The 17,471-nt window shown below is 71.3% G+C and carries 15 protein-coding genes; 6 read left to right on the top strand and 9 right to left on the bottom strand.

Going from position 1 to position 17,471, the window contains the following annotated elements; all coding sequences use genetic code 11:
- A partial coding sequence (locus tag ACFWY5_RS56965; RefSeq protein ID WP_379640241.1) for an alpha/beta fold hydrolase occupies nucleotides 1-308 on the bottom strand: 308 nt, incomplete at its 3' end.
- 95 nt (nucleotides 309-403) lie between these two features.
- Between ACFWY5_RS56965 and ACFWY5_RS56960 the strand changes: the two genes are divergently transcribed.
- Both ACFWY5_RS56960 and ACFWY5_RS56955 read left to right on the top strand, forming a co-directional pair.
- Complete coding sequence (locus tag ACFWY5_RS56960) at nucleotides 404-2,047, top strand: acetolactate synthase large subunit (protein ID WP_379640240.1); 1,644 nt, start codon at nucleotides 404-406, stop codon at nucleotides 2,045-2,047.
- A 24-nt stretch (nucleotides 2,048-2,071) separates the two neighbouring features.
- Entirely contained in the window at nucleotides 2,072-3,052 is a 981-nt protein-coding gene (locus tag ACFWY5_RS56955) for a tyrosine-type recombinase/integrase (RefSeq protein WP_379625815.1), read from the top strand.
- A 6-nt stretch (nucleotides 3,053-3,058) separates the two neighbouring features.
- Here the strand turns inward: ACFWY5_RS56955 and ACFWY5_RS56950 are convergent, their stop codons facing one another.
- Nucleotides 3,059-3,694, bottom strand: coding sequence for a DUF1345 domain-containing protein (locus ACFWY5_RS56950; RefSeq protein WP_379640239.1), 636 nt, complete (start codon nucleotides 3,692-3,694; stop codon nucleotides 3,059-3,061).
- A 66-nt stretch (nucleotides 3,695-3,760) separates the two neighbouring features.
- On the opposite strand from ACFWY5_RS56950, the gene ACFWY5_RS56945 reads away from it, so the two are divergent.
- Nucleotides 3,761-4,591, top strand: a complete 831-nt coding sequence (locus ACFWY5_RS56945) for an NAD-dependent protein deacetylase (RefSeq protein WP_379640238.1) — start codon at nucleotides 3,761-3,763, stop codon at nucleotides 4,589-4,591.
- A 6-nt stretch (nucleotides 4,592-4,597) separates the two neighbouring features.
- Here the strand turns inward: ACFWY5_RS56945 and ACFWY5_RS56940 are convergent, their stop codons facing one another.
- Genes ACFWY5_RS56940 through ACFWY5_RS56930 form a run of 3 tightly spaced genes read right to left on the bottom strand, consistent with a single transcriptional unit; the run spans nucleotide 4,598 to nucleotide 9,320 of the window.
- A complete protein-coding gene (locus tag ACFWY5_RS56940; protein WP_379640237.1) occupies nucleotides 4,598-5,848 on the bottom strand; it encodes an extracellular solute-binding protein in 1,251 nt (416 codons plus the stop codon).
- Between the two features lie 23 nt (nucleotides 5,849-5,871).
- On the bottom strand, nucleotides 5,872-7,713 hold the full coding sequence (locus ACFWY5_RS56935) for an ABC transporter permease subunit (RefSeq protein ID WP_379640236.1): 1,842 nt from the start codon (nucleotides 7,711-7,713) through the stop codon (nucleotides 5,872-5,874).
- Nucleotides 7,710-9,320 (bottom strand): beta-N-acetylhexosaminidase, encoded by a 1,611-nt coding sequence (locus ACFWY5_RS56930; protein WP_379625805.1) that lies wholly within the window; start codon nucleotides 9,318-9,320, stop codon nucleotides 7,710-7,712. The genes ACFWY5_RS56935 and ACFWY5_RS56930 overlap by 4 nt, the downstream gene beginning before the upstream one ends.
- 178 nt (nucleotides 9,321-9,498) lie before the next feature.
- Here ACFWY5_RS56930 and ACFWY5_RS56925 point away from each other — a divergent pair, with 178 nt between their 5' ends.
- Nucleotides 9,499-10,650 carry an ROK family protein gene (locus ACFWY5_RS56925; protein WP_379640235.1) on the top strand — a complete coding sequence of 384 codons (1,152 nt, stop codon included), beginning with the start codon at nucleotides 9,499-9,501 and terminating at the stop codon, nucleotides 10,648-10,650.
- Between the two features lie 137 nt (nucleotides 10,651-10,787).
- On the opposite strand, the gene ACFWY5_RS56920 is transcribed toward ACFWY5_RS56925, so the two are convergent.
- Both ACFWY5_RS56920 and ACFWY5_RS56915 read right to left on the bottom strand, forming a co-directional pair.
- Nucleotides 10,788-12,176 carry an MFS transporter gene (locus ACFWY5_RS56920; RefSeq protein WP_379640234.1) on the bottom strand — a complete coding sequence of 463 codons (1,389 nt, stop codon included), beginning with the start codon at nucleotides 12,174-12,176 and terminating at the stop codon, nucleotides 10,788-10,790.
- Between the two features lie 80 nt (nucleotides 12,177-12,256).
- Entirely contained in the window at nucleotides 12,257-12,613 is a 357-nt protein-coding gene (locus ACFWY5_RS56915; RefSeq protein WP_379640233.1) for an ArsR/SmtB family transcription factor, read from the bottom strand.
- A 102-nt stretch (nucleotides 12,614-12,715) separates the two neighbouring features.
- Between ACFWY5_RS56915 and ACFWY5_RS56910 the strand changes: the two genes are divergently transcribed.
- Nucleotides 12,716-13,834: a hypothetical protein gene (locus tag ACFWY5_RS56910; RefSeq protein ID WP_379640232.1), complete on the top strand. Its 1,119-nt coding sequence runs from the start codon at nucleotides 12,716-12,718 to the stop codon at nucleotides 13,832-13,834.
- Between the two features lie 42 nt (nucleotides 13,835-13,876).
- Here the strand turns inward: ACFWY5_RS56910 and ACFWY5_RS56905 are convergent, their stop codons facing one another.
- Together ACFWY5_RS56905 and ACFWY5_RS56900 are read right to left on the bottom strand one after the other, a co-directional pair.
- Entirely contained in the window at nucleotides 13,877-15,481 is a 1,605-nt protein-coding gene (locus tag ACFWY5_RS56905; protein WP_379640231.1) for a penicillin-binding transpeptidase domain-containing protein, read from the bottom strand.
- 371 nt (nucleotides 15,482-15,852) lie between these two features.
- Entirely contained in the window at nucleotides 15,853-17,097 is a 1,245-nt protein-coding gene (locus ACFWY5_RS56900) for a cryptochrome/photolyase family protein (protein WP_379640230.1), read from the bottom strand.
- Between the two features lie 73 nt (nucleotides 17,098-17,170).
- On the opposite strand from ACFWY5_RS56900, the gene ACFWY5_RS56895 reads away from it, so the two are divergent.
- A partial coding sequence (locus ACFWY5_RS56895) for a MerR family transcriptional regulator (RefSeq protein WP_379640229.1) occupies nucleotides 17,171-17,471 on the top strand: 301 nt, incomplete at its 3' end.

Genomic DNA, 17,471 nt, shown 5'->3' with positions numbered 1-17,471 from the left:
GAGTAGATCGCCTTCTTGGGTCGCAGCCGCTCGGCGGCCCGCGACAGCCACAGGCCGCCGAGCGAGTGGCCGATGGCCACGTCGGCGCCGCCAGGGAGGTTCTCGGCCAGGTCGTCGCCGAGCAGCTCCGGCCGGTACTCGCCGCGCGGGCTGGCGCCGTGACCGCGCAGGTCGGGGGCGATCACCCGGTAGCCGCGGGCGACGAGCTCGTCCTCGACGGCGTGCCAGGTGCGGTGGTCGGACATGCCGCCGTGGATGAGCAGCGCCAGCTTGTCGCCGTCACCGCGTTCGTGGACGTGGAGCTTCATGGGGTCGAGTTTATACGTATAACCATGGAATGAATCAAGAGGCGGTCTTGCTTGCACGTACAAGAAAATCGGCAAGAAGAGAGAAGGCTCACCCGATGGACGCGGCCAGGCTGTTGGTGAAGGCGCTTGAAGCGGAGGGCGTCGAGTACGTCTTCGGCATCCCCGGAGAAGAGAACATCCACTTCGTCGACGCGCTCAACGACTCCCCCATCCGCTACATCCTCGTCCGCCACGAGCAGGGCGCCGCCTTCATGGCCGAGATCTACGGCAGGCTGACCGGCAAGGCCGGCGTCGCCTCCGCCACCCTCGGGCCCGGGGCCATCAACCTGCAGCTCGGCGTGGCCGACGCCACCACCAACTCCACCCCCGTGGTCGCCATCACCGCCCAGGTGGGCCTCGACCGCATCTACAAGGAATCCCACCAGGTCGTCGACCTGGTCTCGCTGTTCCGGCCGATCACCAAGTGGGCCGACCTGGTCCCCGCCGCTGAGGCGCTGCCCGAGATGCTGCGCAAGGCGTTCAAGACCGCCCAGACCGAACGTCCCGGCGCCGTCTACCTGGCCATTCCCGAGGACGTGGAGTCCGCCCAGGTCCCCGACGACCTGATGCCGCTGCGCGTCAACGTCGTCCGGCCGCAGGACCCCTCCCCCGGGCAGGTGGCCCGCGCCGCCGACGTCCTGGCCGGCGCCCGGCACCCGATCATCCTGGCCGGGCACGGCGCCAGCCGCGCCGGCGCCTCCGCCGCGCTGATCCGCTTCTCCGAGCGGCTCGGCCTGCCCGTGGCCACCACCTTCAACGGCAAGGGCGTCTTCCCCGACGACCACCGGCACGCCCTGGGCGCGGTCGGTTTCATGCGCCACGACTACGTCAACTTCGGCTTCGACGAGGCCGACGTGCTCATCAGCGTCGGCTACGAGCTGCAGGAGTTCGACCCGGTCAAGATCAACCCCCACGGCGACAAGAAGATCATCCACATCCACCAGTTCCCCGCCGAGGTCGACGACCACTACCCCGTCGAGGTCGGCATCCAGGGCGACATCTCCCGCTCCCTGGACGCGCTGGCCGCCGCCGCGCCCAAGCGCTTCACCATGAACGGCACCGGCGAGAAGATCCGCAGGCTCATCCGCGAGGAGATGGCGCAGGCCGCCGCCGACGACGCCTTCCCGCTGTCGCCGCGCCGCGTGGTCGCCGACATCCGCGCCGCGATGGGCCGCGAGGACATCGTGCTGGCCGACACCGGCGCGGTGAAGATGTGGATGGCCCGCATGTACCCCACCTACGAGCCCAACACCATGCTCGTCTCCAACGGCCTGTCGTCGATGGGCTTCTCGGTCCCGGGGGCGCTGGCCGCCAAGCTGGCCTTCCCCGAGCGCAAGGTCCTGGCCGCCACCGGCGACGGCGCCTTCCTCATGAACTCCCAGGAGATCGAGACCGCGGTGCGCGAGCGCATCCCGATGGTGGTGCTGGTCTGGGTGGACGACGCCTACGGGCTCATCGAGTGGAAGATGGACCTGGAGCTCGGGCACAGCTCCAACATCGCCTTCGGCAACCCCGACTTCGTCAAGTACGCCGAGGCGTTCGGGGCCCGCGGCTACCGGATCACCGAGGCCGGCGAACTGCTGCCCACGCTGCGCAAGGCACTCGACGACGACACCGTGTCGGTGATCGCGGTACCGGTCGACTACTCGGCCAACCTGGAGCTGACCAACAAGCTCGGCGAGCTGACCGGCCCGTTCTGAGCCCAGCCCCTAAGATCGTGCCCGATGACCGACCTCCCCGACGCGGGCGGGGCGCTGCCGGTGCTCCCCGCCGGCCAGGCGCCCCCCGTCGAGCCCGCCCGCGACCCCTACCACGTCTACCTCGCCTCGCTGACCAGCATGGAGTCGCGCCGCACCATGCGCGGCTGCCTCGACCGCATCGCCCGCCTGCTGACCGGCGAACCCGCCTCCACCGGCGCCGGCCAGCCCTGGCACCTGCTGCGTTATGAGCACACCGTCCGCATCCGCACGCTGCTCACCGAGCAGGGCTGGTCGCCTGCCTACGTCAACAAGCACCTGGTCGCGCTGCGCCGCGTGCTGAAGGAGGCCTGGCGTCTCGGCCAGACCTCGGCCGAGGACTTCGCCCGCGCCTCCGACCTCTCCCCGGTACGGCAGAGCCGCCTGCCCACCGGTCACCACGTCCCGCCCGAGGTCGTCGGCGCGGCGCTGTCGGCCTGCGACGACTCGGTGGCGGGGGTGCGCGACGCCGCCCTGATCGCCGCCCTCTACTCCACCGGCTGCCGCAGGGCCGAGATCGCCGGCCTGGAGCTGGCCGACTACGACCCGGCCGCCCGCTCGCTGCGCGTGCGCGGCAAGCGCGACAAGGAGCGCATGGTCTACCTGACCACCGACGCCATCGGCCTGCTCGAACGCTGGCTGGCGGTGCGCGGCGCCGGTCCCGGCCCGCTGTTCAGCCCGGTGAGCAAGGCCGGGCGGCTGCGTCCCCGGCCGCTGAGCGGGCAGGGCATCGCCGACATCCTGACCCGGCGGCTGGGCGAGGCGGGGGCGGCCCGCCGTACCGCGCACGACTTCCGCCGCACCTTCATCGGCGAACTGCTCGACGCGGGCGTGGACCTGGCGACGGCGCAGGCGCTGGTCGGGCACTCCTCCCCCGCCACCACCGCCCGCTATGACCGCCGCCCGGAGAAGACCCGGCGCGAGGCCGTCGACCGCATCAAGCTGCCGCGGGCGCGTCCGCTGGCGTGAGGGCGGTCAACCGGCGACCATGCCGATGACCAGGTTGATGGTGGTGGCCAGGATGCTGGTGCCGAAGACGTAGGACAGCAGGCAGTGCCGCAGCACGACCTTGCGGATCGCCCGGCTGGAGACGCCGGTGTCGGAGACCTGGTAGGTCATGCCGAGGTTGTAGCTGAAGTAGAGGAAGTCGCTGTAGGCGGGCGGCTCGCCGGAGTTGAAGTCGATGCCGCCCGGGGTCTCCTGGTAGTACAGGTAGGCGTAGCGGGTGGCGTACATCAGATGGAGGGCCGCCCAGGCCATGAACACGCCGCCGAGCGCGGTCGCGGCGGCGGCGTGGCCGGGGTCGGCGTTGCCGACCGCGAGCAGCACGACGATGGCGACCAGCCCGCACAGCGCGACCGCGACGACCACGAGCTCGTCGGCGACGGGCCGGAAGTCCTCGCGCCCGGCGTTGCGCCGGGTGGTGTGGGCGTCCATCGGCCACAGGACGGCGAGGCCCGCGACGACGAAGACGGTCTCGGTCGCGGCGATCGCGGCCAGGACGCCCAGGGGCGGGTGCGTCAGCAGGCCGACGGCCGTCCCGGCCAGCGCGCCCGCGACCGCCGCGCCGACCAGCCGGGTGACCGCGGAGCGCGGGGACCACAGGTTCATGGTGGACACTCATACACGCCCGGATCACCGGAAGCCGCACCGACACGGCCGGGTAGGCTGCGGAACGTGAGTCCTTTCGACGCGCTCGCCGACCTGGTCGCCGGCGGCGGAGTGGTCGTCCTGAGCGGCGCCGGGCTCTCCACCGAGTCCGGCATCCCCGACTACCGGGGCCCGAGCGGCCGCAGGCGCCCGTCCAGCCCGATGACCTACCAGGACTTCACCGGCTCGGCCGCCGCCCGCAGGCGCTACTGGGCCCGCAGCCACCTCGGCTGGCGGCACATCGAACGCGCCCGGCCCAACCCCGGCCACCGGGCGGTCGCCCGGCTCCAGGAACGGGGCCTGATCTCGGCGATCATCACGCAGAACGTCGACGGGCTGCACCAGGAGGCCGGCGCCGGCGGCGTGATCGAACTGCACGGCAGCCTGTACCGGGTGCGCTGCCTGTCCTGCGGCGAGCGCACCCCTCGCGCGCGCCTGGACGCGCGGCTGTCGGCCGCCAACCCCGGCTGGGCGGCCGACGCCACCCAGGTCAACCCCGACGGTGACGCCGCCGTGGCGGATTCCCTGATCGACGGCTTCGCGGTCGTGGACTGCGAGGGCTGCGGCGGGCTGCTCAAGCCCGATGTGATCTTCTTCGGCGAGAACGTGCCGCCGCCCAGGGTCGCCGAGTGCTACACGCTGTCGGAACGCGCCGGCCTGCTCCTGGTGCTCGGCTCCTCTCTGACGGTCCTTTCCGGCTACCGGTTCGTACGGCACGCCGCCCGCCACGCCGTACCGGTGGCGATCGTCAACCAGGGCGCCACCCGGGGCGACGAGCACGCCCGGCTCACCCTGGACGCACCCCTGGGCGACACCCTGACGACCCTGGCCGCGGGGCTGGCACGACGTCGCCTGTGACGTGCTTTAAGAGCGCTCGGCGATCTGCTGGAACTTGCCGAGGATGGCGCGCGGGTCACCGCTGGGCCCGACGGCGGTGCCGAGTTCCGCCGCGACCGTGCCGCGCAGCTCGGACCAGACCGGCTGCGAGGTCGGGTCGAAGCGCGCCTTGGCCACCATGTCGACGATCGGGCTGACCTTCGGGTCCTTGCGCATCAGCGTCGAGGCCGAGGCGGTCGTCGGCAGCAGGCCCTCGACCTTCAGGTACTTGGCGTAGTTGTCGGCCTGGTAGAAGTAGTTCAGGAACTCGCTGACCAGTTGCTGGTTGCCGTCCTTCTTGAAGGCCATCAGGTAGTCCTGGATGCCGTGCGTGCTCGGCTCGGCGCCGTGGTTGGTGGGGTGGGTGGTGGCGCCGTACTTGACCCCCGCCTTGTCCACCGCGTCGAGGAAGGCCCTGGTGCCGAAGGAGGCGTACACCATGCCCACCTTGCCCTGGGCGAACAACGGCCACGTGCCGTCCGGGCGGTTGGTCTGGCCCGGGTTCGGCTGGGTGTAGCCGTCCTTGGTCAGCGTCTTCAGGAACTCCAGCGTCTCGACCGCGCGATCGCCGTTGACGGTCCACTTGCCGTCGGTACGCCAGTCGGTGCCGTTGGCGCGCATCCAGGTGCCGAACTCGTAGTCGCCGGCCTCGGCGCCCAGCGCCAGCCCGTACGGCACGTAGCCGCCGGGCAGGGCCTTGATCGCCTTCACCGCGGCGCGGAACTCGTCCCAGGTGGCCGGGGGCTTCTTGAAGCCCGCCTTCTCCAGGATCGTCTTGTTGTAGTACATGCCGTTGACCGTGGCGACGAACGGCAGGCCGTACTGGGCGCCGTCGTAGGAGGCGTTCTCGGCGAAGGACGGCAGGAAGTCCGCCATCACCTCCTTGGACACCACCTCGTCGGCACGGTACAGCAGCCCGGCCTCGGCGTAGTCGGCGAAGACGTTGATGTTCAGGACGTCGGGGAACTGCTTGGTCTGCACCATGGTGTTCACCTGGCTCTGCAGGTTGCCCCAGTCGATCACCTGCAGGTCCACGTTCTTGCCGGGGTGGGCGGCCTCGAAGGACTTGATCAGCTCGTCCCAGTAGGGGCGCGTGCCCTCGGTGTACTGGGCGACGACCAGCTTGATGGACTTCTGCTCGCCGCCGGCCGTACCGCCGCCGCCGGAGCCTCCGCACGCGGTCAGCGCGAGCGTGAGTGCGGCGATCGCGGCCAGGCCCGCTCTTCTTCTGAAGGTCATGTCATAACCGATCTTTCTCGTGGTCACTTGGTGCTGCCCGCGGTCAGGCCGCTCACCAGGTGCTTCTCGATGAGCGCGAAGAGGATGACCGCCGGCACGATCGCCATCAGCGCCGCGGCGAACAGGTACTGGTAGTTGGTCTCGTACAGGCCGATGAACTGCTGGATGCCGACCGTGAGCGGCACGCGGCCGCCCGCCGGGTCGTTGAAGAGCGTCAGCGCGATGACGAACTCGTTCCACACCTGGATGAACGTGAAGATCATCACGGTGACGAGGCCGGGCGCGGCCAGCGGGAGGATCATCCGCAGCAGGATCCGGAACTTGCCGAGGCCGTCCATCATCGCGGCCTCGTCGATGTCCACGGGGATCGAGCTGAAGTGGGCGTGCAGGATCCACACCGCGAAGGCGAGGTTGAAGGCGGAGTTGATGGCGATGATGACGGCGTAGCTGTTGATCCCGTCCACGAACAGCGCCTGCCGGTAGAGCCCGATGAGAAGCGCGACCGCGGGGAACATCTGCGTCACCAGGATCACGCCGAGGAACGCCGTGCGCCCCCGGAACCGGGACCTGGCCAGCACGTACGCCGCCGGAGCGGCCACGAGCAGCACCAGCGCCGTGGAGGCCAGCGCGATGGTCAGGCTGACCCGGAAGTAGTCGGCCAGCGGGATGCGCTGCCACACGTCGGCGTAGTTGGACCACGCCCAGCTCTTGGGCAGGTAGTCGGTGGGGACGGCGAACAGTTCCGCGTCGGTCTTGAGCGAGCCGGACAGCATCGCGGCGTACGGCGCCAGGAAGAACAACGCCACCGCGAACCCGATGACCGGCAGCACCACCGGACGCACCCGCGCCCACCCCCGGCCCGCCCGCGCCAGCACCGGCCGGGCCCTGACCGGGGCCGGCCGCCATGGGGCGGCGGCCGCGGGAGGCCCGGGAGCGGCCGCGGCGACCGGCGGCGCGGGCCGCTCGTCGCTCGCCGAGGGGTTGCGATACGGCCGCAGCACCAGCACGAACGCCAGGATGAGCAGCAGCAGGAAGGCCACGTTGAGCACGCCGAGCGCGGCCGCCTCACCCGAGTCGAGCTGCGCGGTGAACGCGATCTTGTACAACCACGTCACGGTCGTGTCGGCGTGGTTGCCCGCCGTCTTGCCCATGATCACCCAGATGACGGTGAACGCGTTGAAGACGTGCAGCATGTTGAGAACCAGCGCGATCATGAGCGAGGGCCGCAGGATCGGCAGCGTCACCCGCCGCCAGGTCGCCCACGCGCTCGCGCCGTCGATCTTCGCCGCCTCCAGCACGTCGTGGGGCACCGTCTGCAGCCCTGACAGCAGCACGTAGGTGGTGAACGGCATCGAGGTGATGATCCCGACCGCCATGACCGAGTACAGGGCGGTGGCCGGGTCCTTGTACCAGTCGACGGGCGCCGAGATGATCGACAGGTCCATCAGCAGCCGGTTGAGCAGGCCGTTGCCGCCCTCGTAGATGAAGCGCCACACGGTCGCCGTCATCACCAGCGAGGCCGCCCACGGGACGACCAGCGCCAGCCTGACGAACTTCCTGCCGAAGAAGTCCTTGGACAGGAACTGCGCCAGCGCCAGCGAGAGCAGCACGGTGAGCCCGACGACGAGCACCAGCCACAGCAGCGTGTTGCCGGCCACCTGGCCGAACGCGTCCTCCTTGAGGAGCCTCGCGTAGTTGTCCAGCCCGGCGAAGCCCCTGACCAGCCCGATCCTGCTGATGTCGAGGAAGGACATCCAGACCATGTAGACGGCCGGGAAGCCGACGACACAGGCGATCAGGGCGGTGCTCGGCGTGAGCCAGCGCCACGGCACCGTGCGCTGCCACAGGTCGGCGATCCGGCTCACCGCGGGTTCCTGAGGTTCGCGGTCCAGGCGTCCAGCGTGGCCTGCCACTCCAGCGGGTCCTCGGGCCGGCCGGGCACTCCCGGGCGCGTCTGCCAGGGCATCGGGCCGGACTCGCGACGGTACTCCACCCCGATCGCCTCCAGCCGGGGCAGGTGGGCGGCCAGGCGGCGCCGGAAGTCGGCCAGGTCCCGCTCGGGTCCCGACCAGACGGTCTCGGCGAAGGCGGCCAGCCTCGGGAAGGTCATGTAGTCGACGTGCCGGCTGGAGTCGATCAGCTCGGTCCAGATCCCGCACTGGGCGCCCAGGACGCGCTCGGCGGCCGGGTCGCCGCGCAGGTCGGCGGGGACGGGTTCGAAGGAGTAGACGTCCTCGACGGTGAGCACGGTCCCGAACGGCACGGGCTCGTCCTCGCGCTGGCTCTGCCGGTAGTCGAAGTAGACGGCGGTGTTCGAGCAGTTGATGACGTCGTGCCCGGCGCGGGCGGCGGCCACCGCGCCCAGGTCGGCCCGCCAGGCGGCCACGACCGCGCCGGGGGCGAGGCCGCCCTCCAGGATCTCGTCCCAGCCGACCAGGCGCCGGCCGCGCCCGGCCAGGTACTCGTCGAACTGGTGGATGAACCAGCTCTGCAGCTCGTCCTCGTCGCGCAGGCCCAGCTCGGCGATGCGGCGCCGGGCCGACGGGCTGGTGCGCCACTGGTCCTTGGGGCACTCGTCGCCGCCCACGCACACGTACGGGCTGGGGAACAGCTCCAGCACCTCGTCGAAGACGTTCTTGAAGAATTCGATCGTGGCGTCCTCGACGTTCAGCACGTTGACGCCGACGCCCCAGGTGGTGCCCACTCCCAGCGGGGTGTCCAGGTTGCCCAGCTCGGGGTAGGCGGCGATGGCCGACTGGGTGTGTCCGGGCAGGTCGATCTCGGGCACGACCGAGATGTGGCGGCGGGCGGCGTAGGCGACGATCTCCCGGATGTCGTCCTGGGTGTAGAAGCCGCCGTGCGGGCGGCCGTCCATCTCGCCCATCCAGCCGACCTGGCTCTCCTCGCGCCAGGAGCCGATCTCGGTCAGGCGCGGGTAACGCTTGATCTCGATGCGCCAGCCCTGGTCGTCGGTGAGGTGCAGGTGCAGGACGTTCAGCTTGTGCAGGGCCATCAGGTCGATGAAGCGCAGCACGTCCGCCTTGGTCATGAAGTGCCGGGCCACGTCGAGGATCGCGCCGCGCCAGCCGAACCGCGGCCCGTCCTCCACGTGTACGGCCGGCAGCTCCAGCGCCCCGGCGCCCGGCGCGCGGCGGAAGGCGGCGGGCGGCATGAGCTGGCGCAGCGTCTGGGCGCCGTAGAAGGCCCCGGCCGGAGATCCGGCGTCCAGGGCGATCCCGTCGGGCGCGACGGTCAGCCGGTAGGCCTCGGGCGGCAGGTCGTCGAGGCCGAGGGTGATCGTTCCCGGGCCGGGGGCGGCGGGCAGCAGTTCGCCGCCGGTGACCGGGCTGAGCTCGCCACGCAGCCAGGCGGCGACCTCGCCGAGCGCGGGGTCGGCGGTGAGCGCGGTGCTCCGGTCGAGGATGAAACGGCCGGGCCCTGCCGCGTACCGCGTGGGCTTGGGGACGATCATTCGGCGGGTCTCCTAGGGAGGGGTGGCAGACTTACGAAGGAGTGCATCATTATTAACATCCAGCTCCATGAGGGTCAATGCTCATTTCTGCTCACAGCCCTGCTGCATGGACACTTTTGGACCTTGGATACGGCATAATGCATCATGACTTACAGAGGACACCTGCATTAGGACGGCGATGGCCACACTTCGGGGCGGCGACCTGTCGCGGCTCAGGCAACTCAACTCCCTGACCGCGATCGGGGCGCTGCGCGGCGCGGGCCCGCTGACGCTGTCCGCCCTGGCCAAGCGCACCGGGCTGTCGCGGCCCTCGATGAAGGAGGTCGTCGACGAGCTCATGCGGCTCGGCTGGGTGGAGGAGACCCCGCCCGCGCAGGGCACGATCGGCCGCCCCGCCCGCCGCTACCGCTTCCGGGCGAGCAGCGGCTACCTCGTGGGGCTCGACATCGGCGGCCACAACATCCGCGCCGCCCTGGCGAACCTCAACGGCGAGATCCTCGCCGAGACCCGCCAGCCCGTGCAGCCGGACACGCCCGTGGAGGAGCGGCTGGCCGCGATCGAACGCACCGTCGCGAGCTGCCTGGCGCTCGGCGGCAAGACGATCGCCGACGTGTGGATCGTCGCGGCCGGCACGATCGGCGTCATCACCCCCGAGGGCCGCATCCACTACTGCGCCGCGATCCCCGCCTGGACCGGGCTCGACCTGGCCGGGCGGCTGCGCGAGATGTTCCCCTGCGACGTCGTCGTCGAGAACGACAGCCGCCTGGCCGCCAGGGCCGAGGCCCGGCGCGGCACCGCCCGCGACGCGGACGACGTGGTGTTCCTGCACGTCGGACGCCGGATGGGGGCGGCGCTCATCATCGGCGGCAACGTCCACCGCGGCTTCGGCGCCGCGGCCGGGGAGATCGCGATGCTGCCGCAGGCCCAGTGGTTCGACGCGCCGGAGCACCTGCAGAACTGCTCGGTCATCCCCCCGGACACCTCGCCCGCCGACGCCGCCGGCTACACGCTGGCCGCGGCCCGCGCGGGCGACCCGGTCGCGCTGGCCGCCGTCGAGCGGTACGTGGACGACCTGGCGGTGGGCGCCAGCGCGATGGTCCTGCTGCTCGACCCGCAGGTGGTGGTGCTGGGGGGCGGGTTCTCCCGCTCGGCCGACGTGCTGCTGCCCCCGCTGCGCGAGCGCCTGCGCCGCACCTGCATCCGCCTGCCGGACGTGCGCGCGTCGACGCTGGGCGACGAATGCGTGGTCACCGGTGCCATCGACTACGCCGTCGCCCACCTCGGCCTGCAACTCTTCACCCCCGACGTGCCACTCCCCACGTCCTTCTGACCCTCTTTTTTTCCTGTCTGTGAAGGCTCTCCGTCTTTTTGGCTTCTCTTCCGTCCTATCCCTTACGGCAAGCCGCCCCCACCACCGCCCGCCGACGCGGGCGGCGGCCCGTCGTCTCCACGCTCATCGGGCGTGTCTCACCTCACCGTGACGTCGCCCTCTTGACCGGCGCCCGCTTGATCGGTGCCCTGCGGCGCATGGCGGGCCGCCTGGCGGGCGGGCAGGTGGGCGTGGTGAAGGTGACGCATGCTGCGCGGCCCGGCCGCGACCCCGGGGCGGCGGGCACCCGCGGGCTCAATCGTGGGCTTGGCCGTCGGGTTGGTCGTGGGCGCTGTCTTGGGCCACAGGAGGTGGGCGGTGATCGCGGCGGTTACGGCCAGGGTCGTCAGGGCTGTCGCGGCGGCGGTCATGCCGGCGCTCGTCGCCAGCCAGCCCGCCAGCGGGTAGGTGAGGAGCCAGGCGGCGTGGGACAGGGCGAACTGGGCGGCGAAGGCGGCGGGCAGGCCGGCCGGGGTCACCGAGCGACGGATCAGGCGGCCGGTCGGGGTGAGCACCGCCGCGGTGGCGGCGCCCAGGACCGCCCACGTGGACAGCATCGCCCACCAGGTCAGCGTTCCGGTGGCCAGCGTCGCGGTGATCGCGGCCAGGCCGGTGAACAGGGTGAACGATCCGGCCAGCATCACCGTGCGGTCGGACAGTCTCTCCAGGATTCCGGGCAGCAGCAGGGCCACGGCCATCGAGCCGGCACCGAAGGCGCCCAAGGCCAGGGAGACCTCGCCGGTGCTTCGCTGCAGGTGCTCGCGGGCCAGGACCACCGTGTTGACGATGACCATCGCGCCGGCCGCCGCCACGGCCAGGTTCATGGCCAGCAGGGCGCGCAGGGGCGCCGTGGTCAGGAAGTGCCTGGCGCCGGAGGCGGCCTTGGCGAAGGGGCCGGCGGCGTGGCGTACCGGCTGGGGCTTGGGCAGGGCTACGGAGAGCACGAACAGCGCGGACGCCAGGAATCCCAGAGCGGTGCCCATGAACAGCCAGTTGTAGGTGATCAGGCTGAGGAGGGCGGCGGCCAGGACCGGGCTGAGCAGGCTCTCCAGGTCGTAGGCGAGGCGGGACAGGGACAGGGCGCGGGTGTAGTCGCGCTCCTTCGGCAGGAGCTCGGGGATGGTCGCCTGGAAGGTCGGGGTGAAGGCGGCCGAGGCCAGTTGGAGCAGGAAGATGAGCACGTAGATGTGCCACACCTGGCTGACGAACGGCAGCGCGAGCGCGACCCCCGCGCGGATCAGGTCGGAACCGACCAGCAGCGCACGGCGCGGGAGGCGGTCGGCGAAGGCGCCGATCACCGGGGCTATGCCGACATAGGCCACCATCTTGATGGCCAGTGCGGTGCCGAGGATCGCGGAGGCGTCGGCTCCGGCGAGGTCGTAGGCGAGCAGGCTCAGCGCCACCGTGGCCAGTCCGGTGCCCACGAGGGCGACGACCTGGGCGGCGAACAGACGGCGGTAGGCACGATCGCGCAGTACCTGGAACATGGCCACGGTCCTCCCGGCTCGAATCAACGTATGCGTATATGCGCATGCGTTGAACCCAGAAGAGGCCGGGAAGATTCCCGCTAGGCGTGCCAGGGGTCTCCGGTCACCTTGTGCTCGGCGTGACTCAGGGCTTCGGTGACGAGGTTGCGCAGGTGGCCGTCGCGCAACGAGTACACCACGCGGCGCCCCTCCCTGCGCGACTGCACCAGACTGGCCAGCCGGAGCTTGGCCAGGTGCTGGCTGACGGCGGGCTGCGCCGCGCCGCTGGCCGCGGCGAGGTGGCTCACGTCGGCCTCCCCCTCCGACAGCAACCACAGCAGGTGCAGCCGCGTCGAGTCGGCCAGCAGGCCGAACACCCGGCTCGCGGCGTCCAGCTGCTCCCGGTCGGGCACCGGCCGGTGCCGATGAACCGTTCGGGACGAGGGCTGATCGCTCATGCAGTCATCGTAGGGCGAGCCGCGCGGGCGCGAACTTTCCCGGTCCGAGCGCTCTCCAACATGGAGTAAGCACCAGTTCCCGACGGGGGGATCACGATGGACATGTCAACCTGCCTGCGGTCGGCCGCGGTGATCGCGCTGGCCGCGGTCGGCTGCGCGGTGCCGGCCGGCGCCGCGGGGGCATCGATGCCGGGCAAGCCGCCGGCTTTACCGGAGTCCGGCGCGGGGGCCGCGGCCTTCGCCTACCTGTGTGCCGCGGGCAAGGACCTGCTGCCCACCGGCACGTGCGACACCTGGCGTGTGGTGACGCTCGACGGGCGGGTCTACTCCTTCCCGGAGGCGCTCGCGTACGAGAAGGGCAAGAAGGCCGACGACGCCGGCGAGGCGGGGGCCTTCGCCATCAGCCCGGACGGCGCCCGCGTCGCCTACCAGCGCGCTTCCGACGACCGCGTGGTGGTACGCGACCTGGGCACGGGGCAGACCTGGGACCTTCCCCACCGGGCGCCGAAGGGGTCGGTCGGCTCGCCGTTCAGCCTGAGGTTCGTGCGGGACGGCGGCGGCCTGGCGATCACCCACCCGCGCTACTCCGACCGCCCGGTCACCACCTACGTCGAGGTGGAGGCGGGCACGAGGCGGAACATGCCCAGGGGCCTGACGCTGCTGGACGTCGAGCCAGGTTCTGGACGGGTGACCTTGCTGAGCGAGCCCGGGATCGGGCAGCGGGGCTGGTTCCGCACGGTCGCGGACGGGCACACGACCAAGGCCAAGATCCCGGAGAAGGCCGGCAAGCACCTCATCTGGGGCGCCTTCGCCGCACGCGACGGCCGGGCGGCCAACCTGGTGCCCAAAGGCCCGCCCGCGTGCGGACCTGACATGACGCCGGTGTGGCTGACGGTGTACTCCACCACGACGGGCAAGATGACCAAGGTCAAGCCGAGGCTGCCGGCCGACGTGAACCGGGCCGACGCGATCGACTGGCTCGGCACGAACGAGATCGTCGCGGCGGCCAGCCGGGAACGTCCGGGCAAGAAGGAGTCCACGGTCCTGGGCGCCTACGTGTACGCGGTGAACGTCAAGTCGGGCGCCTCCCGGCTGCTGACGAAGCTGTCCACCCGTGAGCGTGTCTTCGAGGAGCGCCTGGTGGTGGGCGGCTACGCGGCGGCCAAGAGCGGCGCGGCGGCAGGCAAGATCGCCAAGCCGGGCAAGCGCGGCTGCGAGTGACCGCTTACCAGGAAGGGGGCAACCTGCCGGGTCGCCCCCTTTTTACAGACCGCGCAGGAACGCCGCGGCGACCGGGGCCGCGACCTTGCCGCCGCCACCGCCGCCCTCCACCACGACGGCGAAGGCCAGCGAGCCCTTGTAGCCCATGAACCAGGCGTGGGAGTCGAGCTTGGGGCCGCTGCCGTACTCGGCGGTGCCGGTCTTGCCGCGGGTGCCGCCGGGCAGCCCGGCCGCCTTGGCGGTGCCCTTGGTGACCACGGCCGACATCATCGAGCCCAGCTTGTCGCTCACGCCCTCGGGCAGTTCGCGCGGCTCGGCCTTCTGCTTCATGTCGGGTACGAGCGTCGGCGGGCGCCAGGTGCCGTCGGCGATCGCGGCGGCCACCGAGGCCATGGTGAGCGGGCTGGCGGTGATGCGGGCCTGGCCGAAGGACTCGGCCGCCAGCTCCGCGTCGGACTCGGCCTTGGGGAAGCTCGGCTTGGTGGCGGGCACGCCGATCGCCAGCGGCTGGTTGAAGCCGACCCGCTCGGCCGTCTCCAGCAGCTTGGCGGCGCCGAGGTGCTGCTTGGCGAGGGGGGCGAAGGTGGTGTTGCAGGAGTAGGCGAAGGAGTCGGAGAAGCTGAGCGAGCCGTACTCGGCCCGCTCGGAGTTGCGGATCTTCAGCCCGCCGACGGTGGCGTACTTGGGGCAGGTGACCCGCTCCTGCGGGCCGACGCCTCCGGCCAGCAGGCCGATGGCGGTGACCGCCTTGAACGTCGAGCCGGGCGCGTACCGTCCGTTGATGGCCCGGTCGAAGCCGCCCCGGTTGTTGACCACGGCCTTGATCTCGCCGCTGCCGCTCTCGACGGCGACGAGCGCGGCCGGCTTGTCCAGGTCCTTGACGGCGGCGACGGCGGCGTCCTGGATGCGCGGGTCCAGGGTGGTCTCCACGCTCCCGCCCTTCTCGCCGTCGATCGTCTCCAGCGTCTTGCCGCCGAGCTGGATCTCGGTGGTCGGCGTACCGGCCAGGCGCTTCTGGAAGTTCTCCTGCAGCCCGCCGCGGCCGACGGCCTGGCCGACCTTGTAGGAGGGGCCGAGCTGTTCGATGTCCTTCTTGGTCGCCTTGTCGAGGAACCCGACCAGTTGCTGCACCGACCCGCCCACCTGGCCGGTGTCGATGCGCGCGCCGGTGCTGTCGGTGATCTCGCCGCGCTCCGGCCAGCGCGTCTTGAGCGCGAACGCGGCGCCGTTGCTCATCGACGGGTGCAGGGTCTGCGGCGTCCAGTCGACCTTCCAGGTGCGGTCGGTCACCTTCACGGGGATCTGTCCTTGGTAGCTCCAGTCGCCGACGTTCTTGAGCTTCATGCTCGCCGTGTACGGCACCGCCGAGCGCCCGTCCTTCTCCGGAGCCGCCTGTCCCAGCGTGACCTTGAGCGTCTCGATGGCCAGGCCGGTGCGCATCTGCTCATAGCCGGCCAGCGACTGCGGCGCCGCGAGTTCCCTGGTCATGGCCGCGTTGTCGCCGTTCTGCCAGGCGGCGGCGAAGCGCCCGGCGGTCTCGGCCGGACTTCCCGTGGTGCGCAGCAAGAAGTAGGCGCCGGTGCCTGCGGCCCCCAGCGCCACCACCGTCACCACGGAAACGATCGCGATGGTCGTACCACGCGCCACAGCTCAGCCCCCTGCTCGTCGACGGATCCCCGAGCTTAGTAGGCGACAAATCCTGACATGTCCCACTTTCTCGGATCGCCCACCCCTACCCGGCGACCGACCGTCCCCTACCCCGATCCGACCGATTCTCCGCCCCCGGCCGCGTCCGCGCACCACGATCGCCGAAGCCCGACCACATGGTCTTCCGCGCCGCCCTCCTCGCGCCGCCGGTCGCGGCGCTGATCCTGCTGTCCGGGCCGGGGCCCCGCCGGTTCGCAAGGGACGCGCACGCTGCGTTGCCACTGTCCCTCGGACCCGCCCGGTTCGCGTAGTAACTGCGTGCCGAGGCCATCAGGCCGCCGGCGGCCGATCCCCTCGCGATTGGTCCGGCGTCACAGGGAGACCGGCGGTGGGTAGCCGGGGATCGGCCGGGGTGCGAGCCAGGGCTCGTGGATCAGCCGGGCCGGGACGTCGGCCAGTTCGGGGACGTGGCGGCGCACGTACGCGCCGTCGGGGTCGAAGCGCCTGGCCTGCCGGATCGGGTTGAACGTGCGGTTGGGGCGGGTGTCGTTGCCGGTGCCGGCGATCCACTGCCAGTTGCCGGAGTTGTTGGCCACCTCGCCGTCCAGCAGGAGTTCGAAGAAGTGCGCGGCGCCTGCCCGCCAGTCGACGCGCAGGTGCTTGACCAGGTAGGAGGCGGTGATCATGCGGGCGCGGTTGTGCATCCACCCCTCGGCGAGCAGCTGGCGCATGCCGGCGTCCACGATCGGGACGCCGGTCTGGCCCGCGGCCCATGCCTGGGTGGCCTCGGGGTCGTCGCGCCAGTGGTGGCCGCGCGGGCGGTAGTCGATGCGCGCGATGTCCGGGAAGGCGAAGGTGACCTGGTGGTGGAAGTCGCGCCAGCACAGCTGCCTGGTGAAGGGCTCGTTGCCGTGTTCGGCCAGTTCCAGGGGTGACAGGCAGCCGAAGCGCAGGTAAGGGCTCAGTTTGGAGGTACGGTCCCCGGCCAGGTCGTCGTGCCGGTCGGAATAGTCGTCGAGATGGGCGCCGATCCAGGTACGCATGCGGGCGCGGGCATGGGTCTCGCCGCCGGGCATCGCGCCCCAGCGCGGCGCGTGCGGGATCTTTCCCGGCTCCAGATCGTCCGGGACGGTGATCGTGGCCGGGACCGGCGCGAGCGCTCGCCGTTCGGCTTGGGTCCAGGCTCGCCAGTAGGGGGTGAAGATCCGGTAGTGGTCGCCTCCGGCGGGCCGCAGCCGTCCGGGCGGGACGACGGTCACGCCGGGGAAGAGGTGCGGGCCGATCCGCTCGGCCGCCAGCCGCTGCTCTCTGCGCCGGGCAAGGGCGCTGACGTCGGCGGAGGCGAAGACCGCTGCCGCGGCGACCTGCCGGGCCAGGCGCACGGTTTCGGCCACGGTGTCGCCGTGCCGTACGAACAGATCGGCGCCCTTGGCGCGCAGGCTCGCGCGCAGGTCCGTGAGGCTGTCGAGCAGGAAGCTCGTGCGGCGGCCCGCGGGCACGGCGGGATCGAGCACGAACAGCGGAACCACCGTGCGGGCCCGCTCGCAGGCGGCGGTCAGCGCGGGGTGGTCGTGCAGACGCAGGTCCCGGTTGAACAGGACGATCACAGTATCCATCACCAGCGTGTTCGCAGCCGCCACGGCGCCGGTTGCAACTTCGGGGGGCCGGCGTCCGAAAGAATGAGGGAAGATGTCGACCGAGAACGCGCCTGCCGAGGAGCCGGGATACGGCATTGGAGCCGTGGCCAGGCGGCTCGGCGTGCCCGCTCCCACGTTGCGCACCTGGAACCTGCGCTACGGCATCGGCCCGAGCCGGCGCAGCCCGGGCGGCCATCGCCGCTACGACCAGGCGGATCTGCGCCGGTTGGAGGAGATGGCCCGGCTGATCCACCAGGGGGTCGCGCCTGCGGAGGCCGCACGCGAGGCCCTGGGAATCCGGCTGGACCAGACGCCTGTGGTCGCGGGAGTCCCGCCGTCGCCGCGCGTGCGGG

It is taken from the genome of Nonomuraea sp. NPDC059007, assembly GCF_042740555.1.
Classification (GTDB): domain Bacteria; phylum Actinomycetota; class Actinomycetes; order Streptosporangiales; family Streptosporangiaceae; genus Nonomuraea.
Note: the sequence above shows the minus strand (reverse complement) of the source record. Positions and strands in the feature narration are given on the sequence as shown.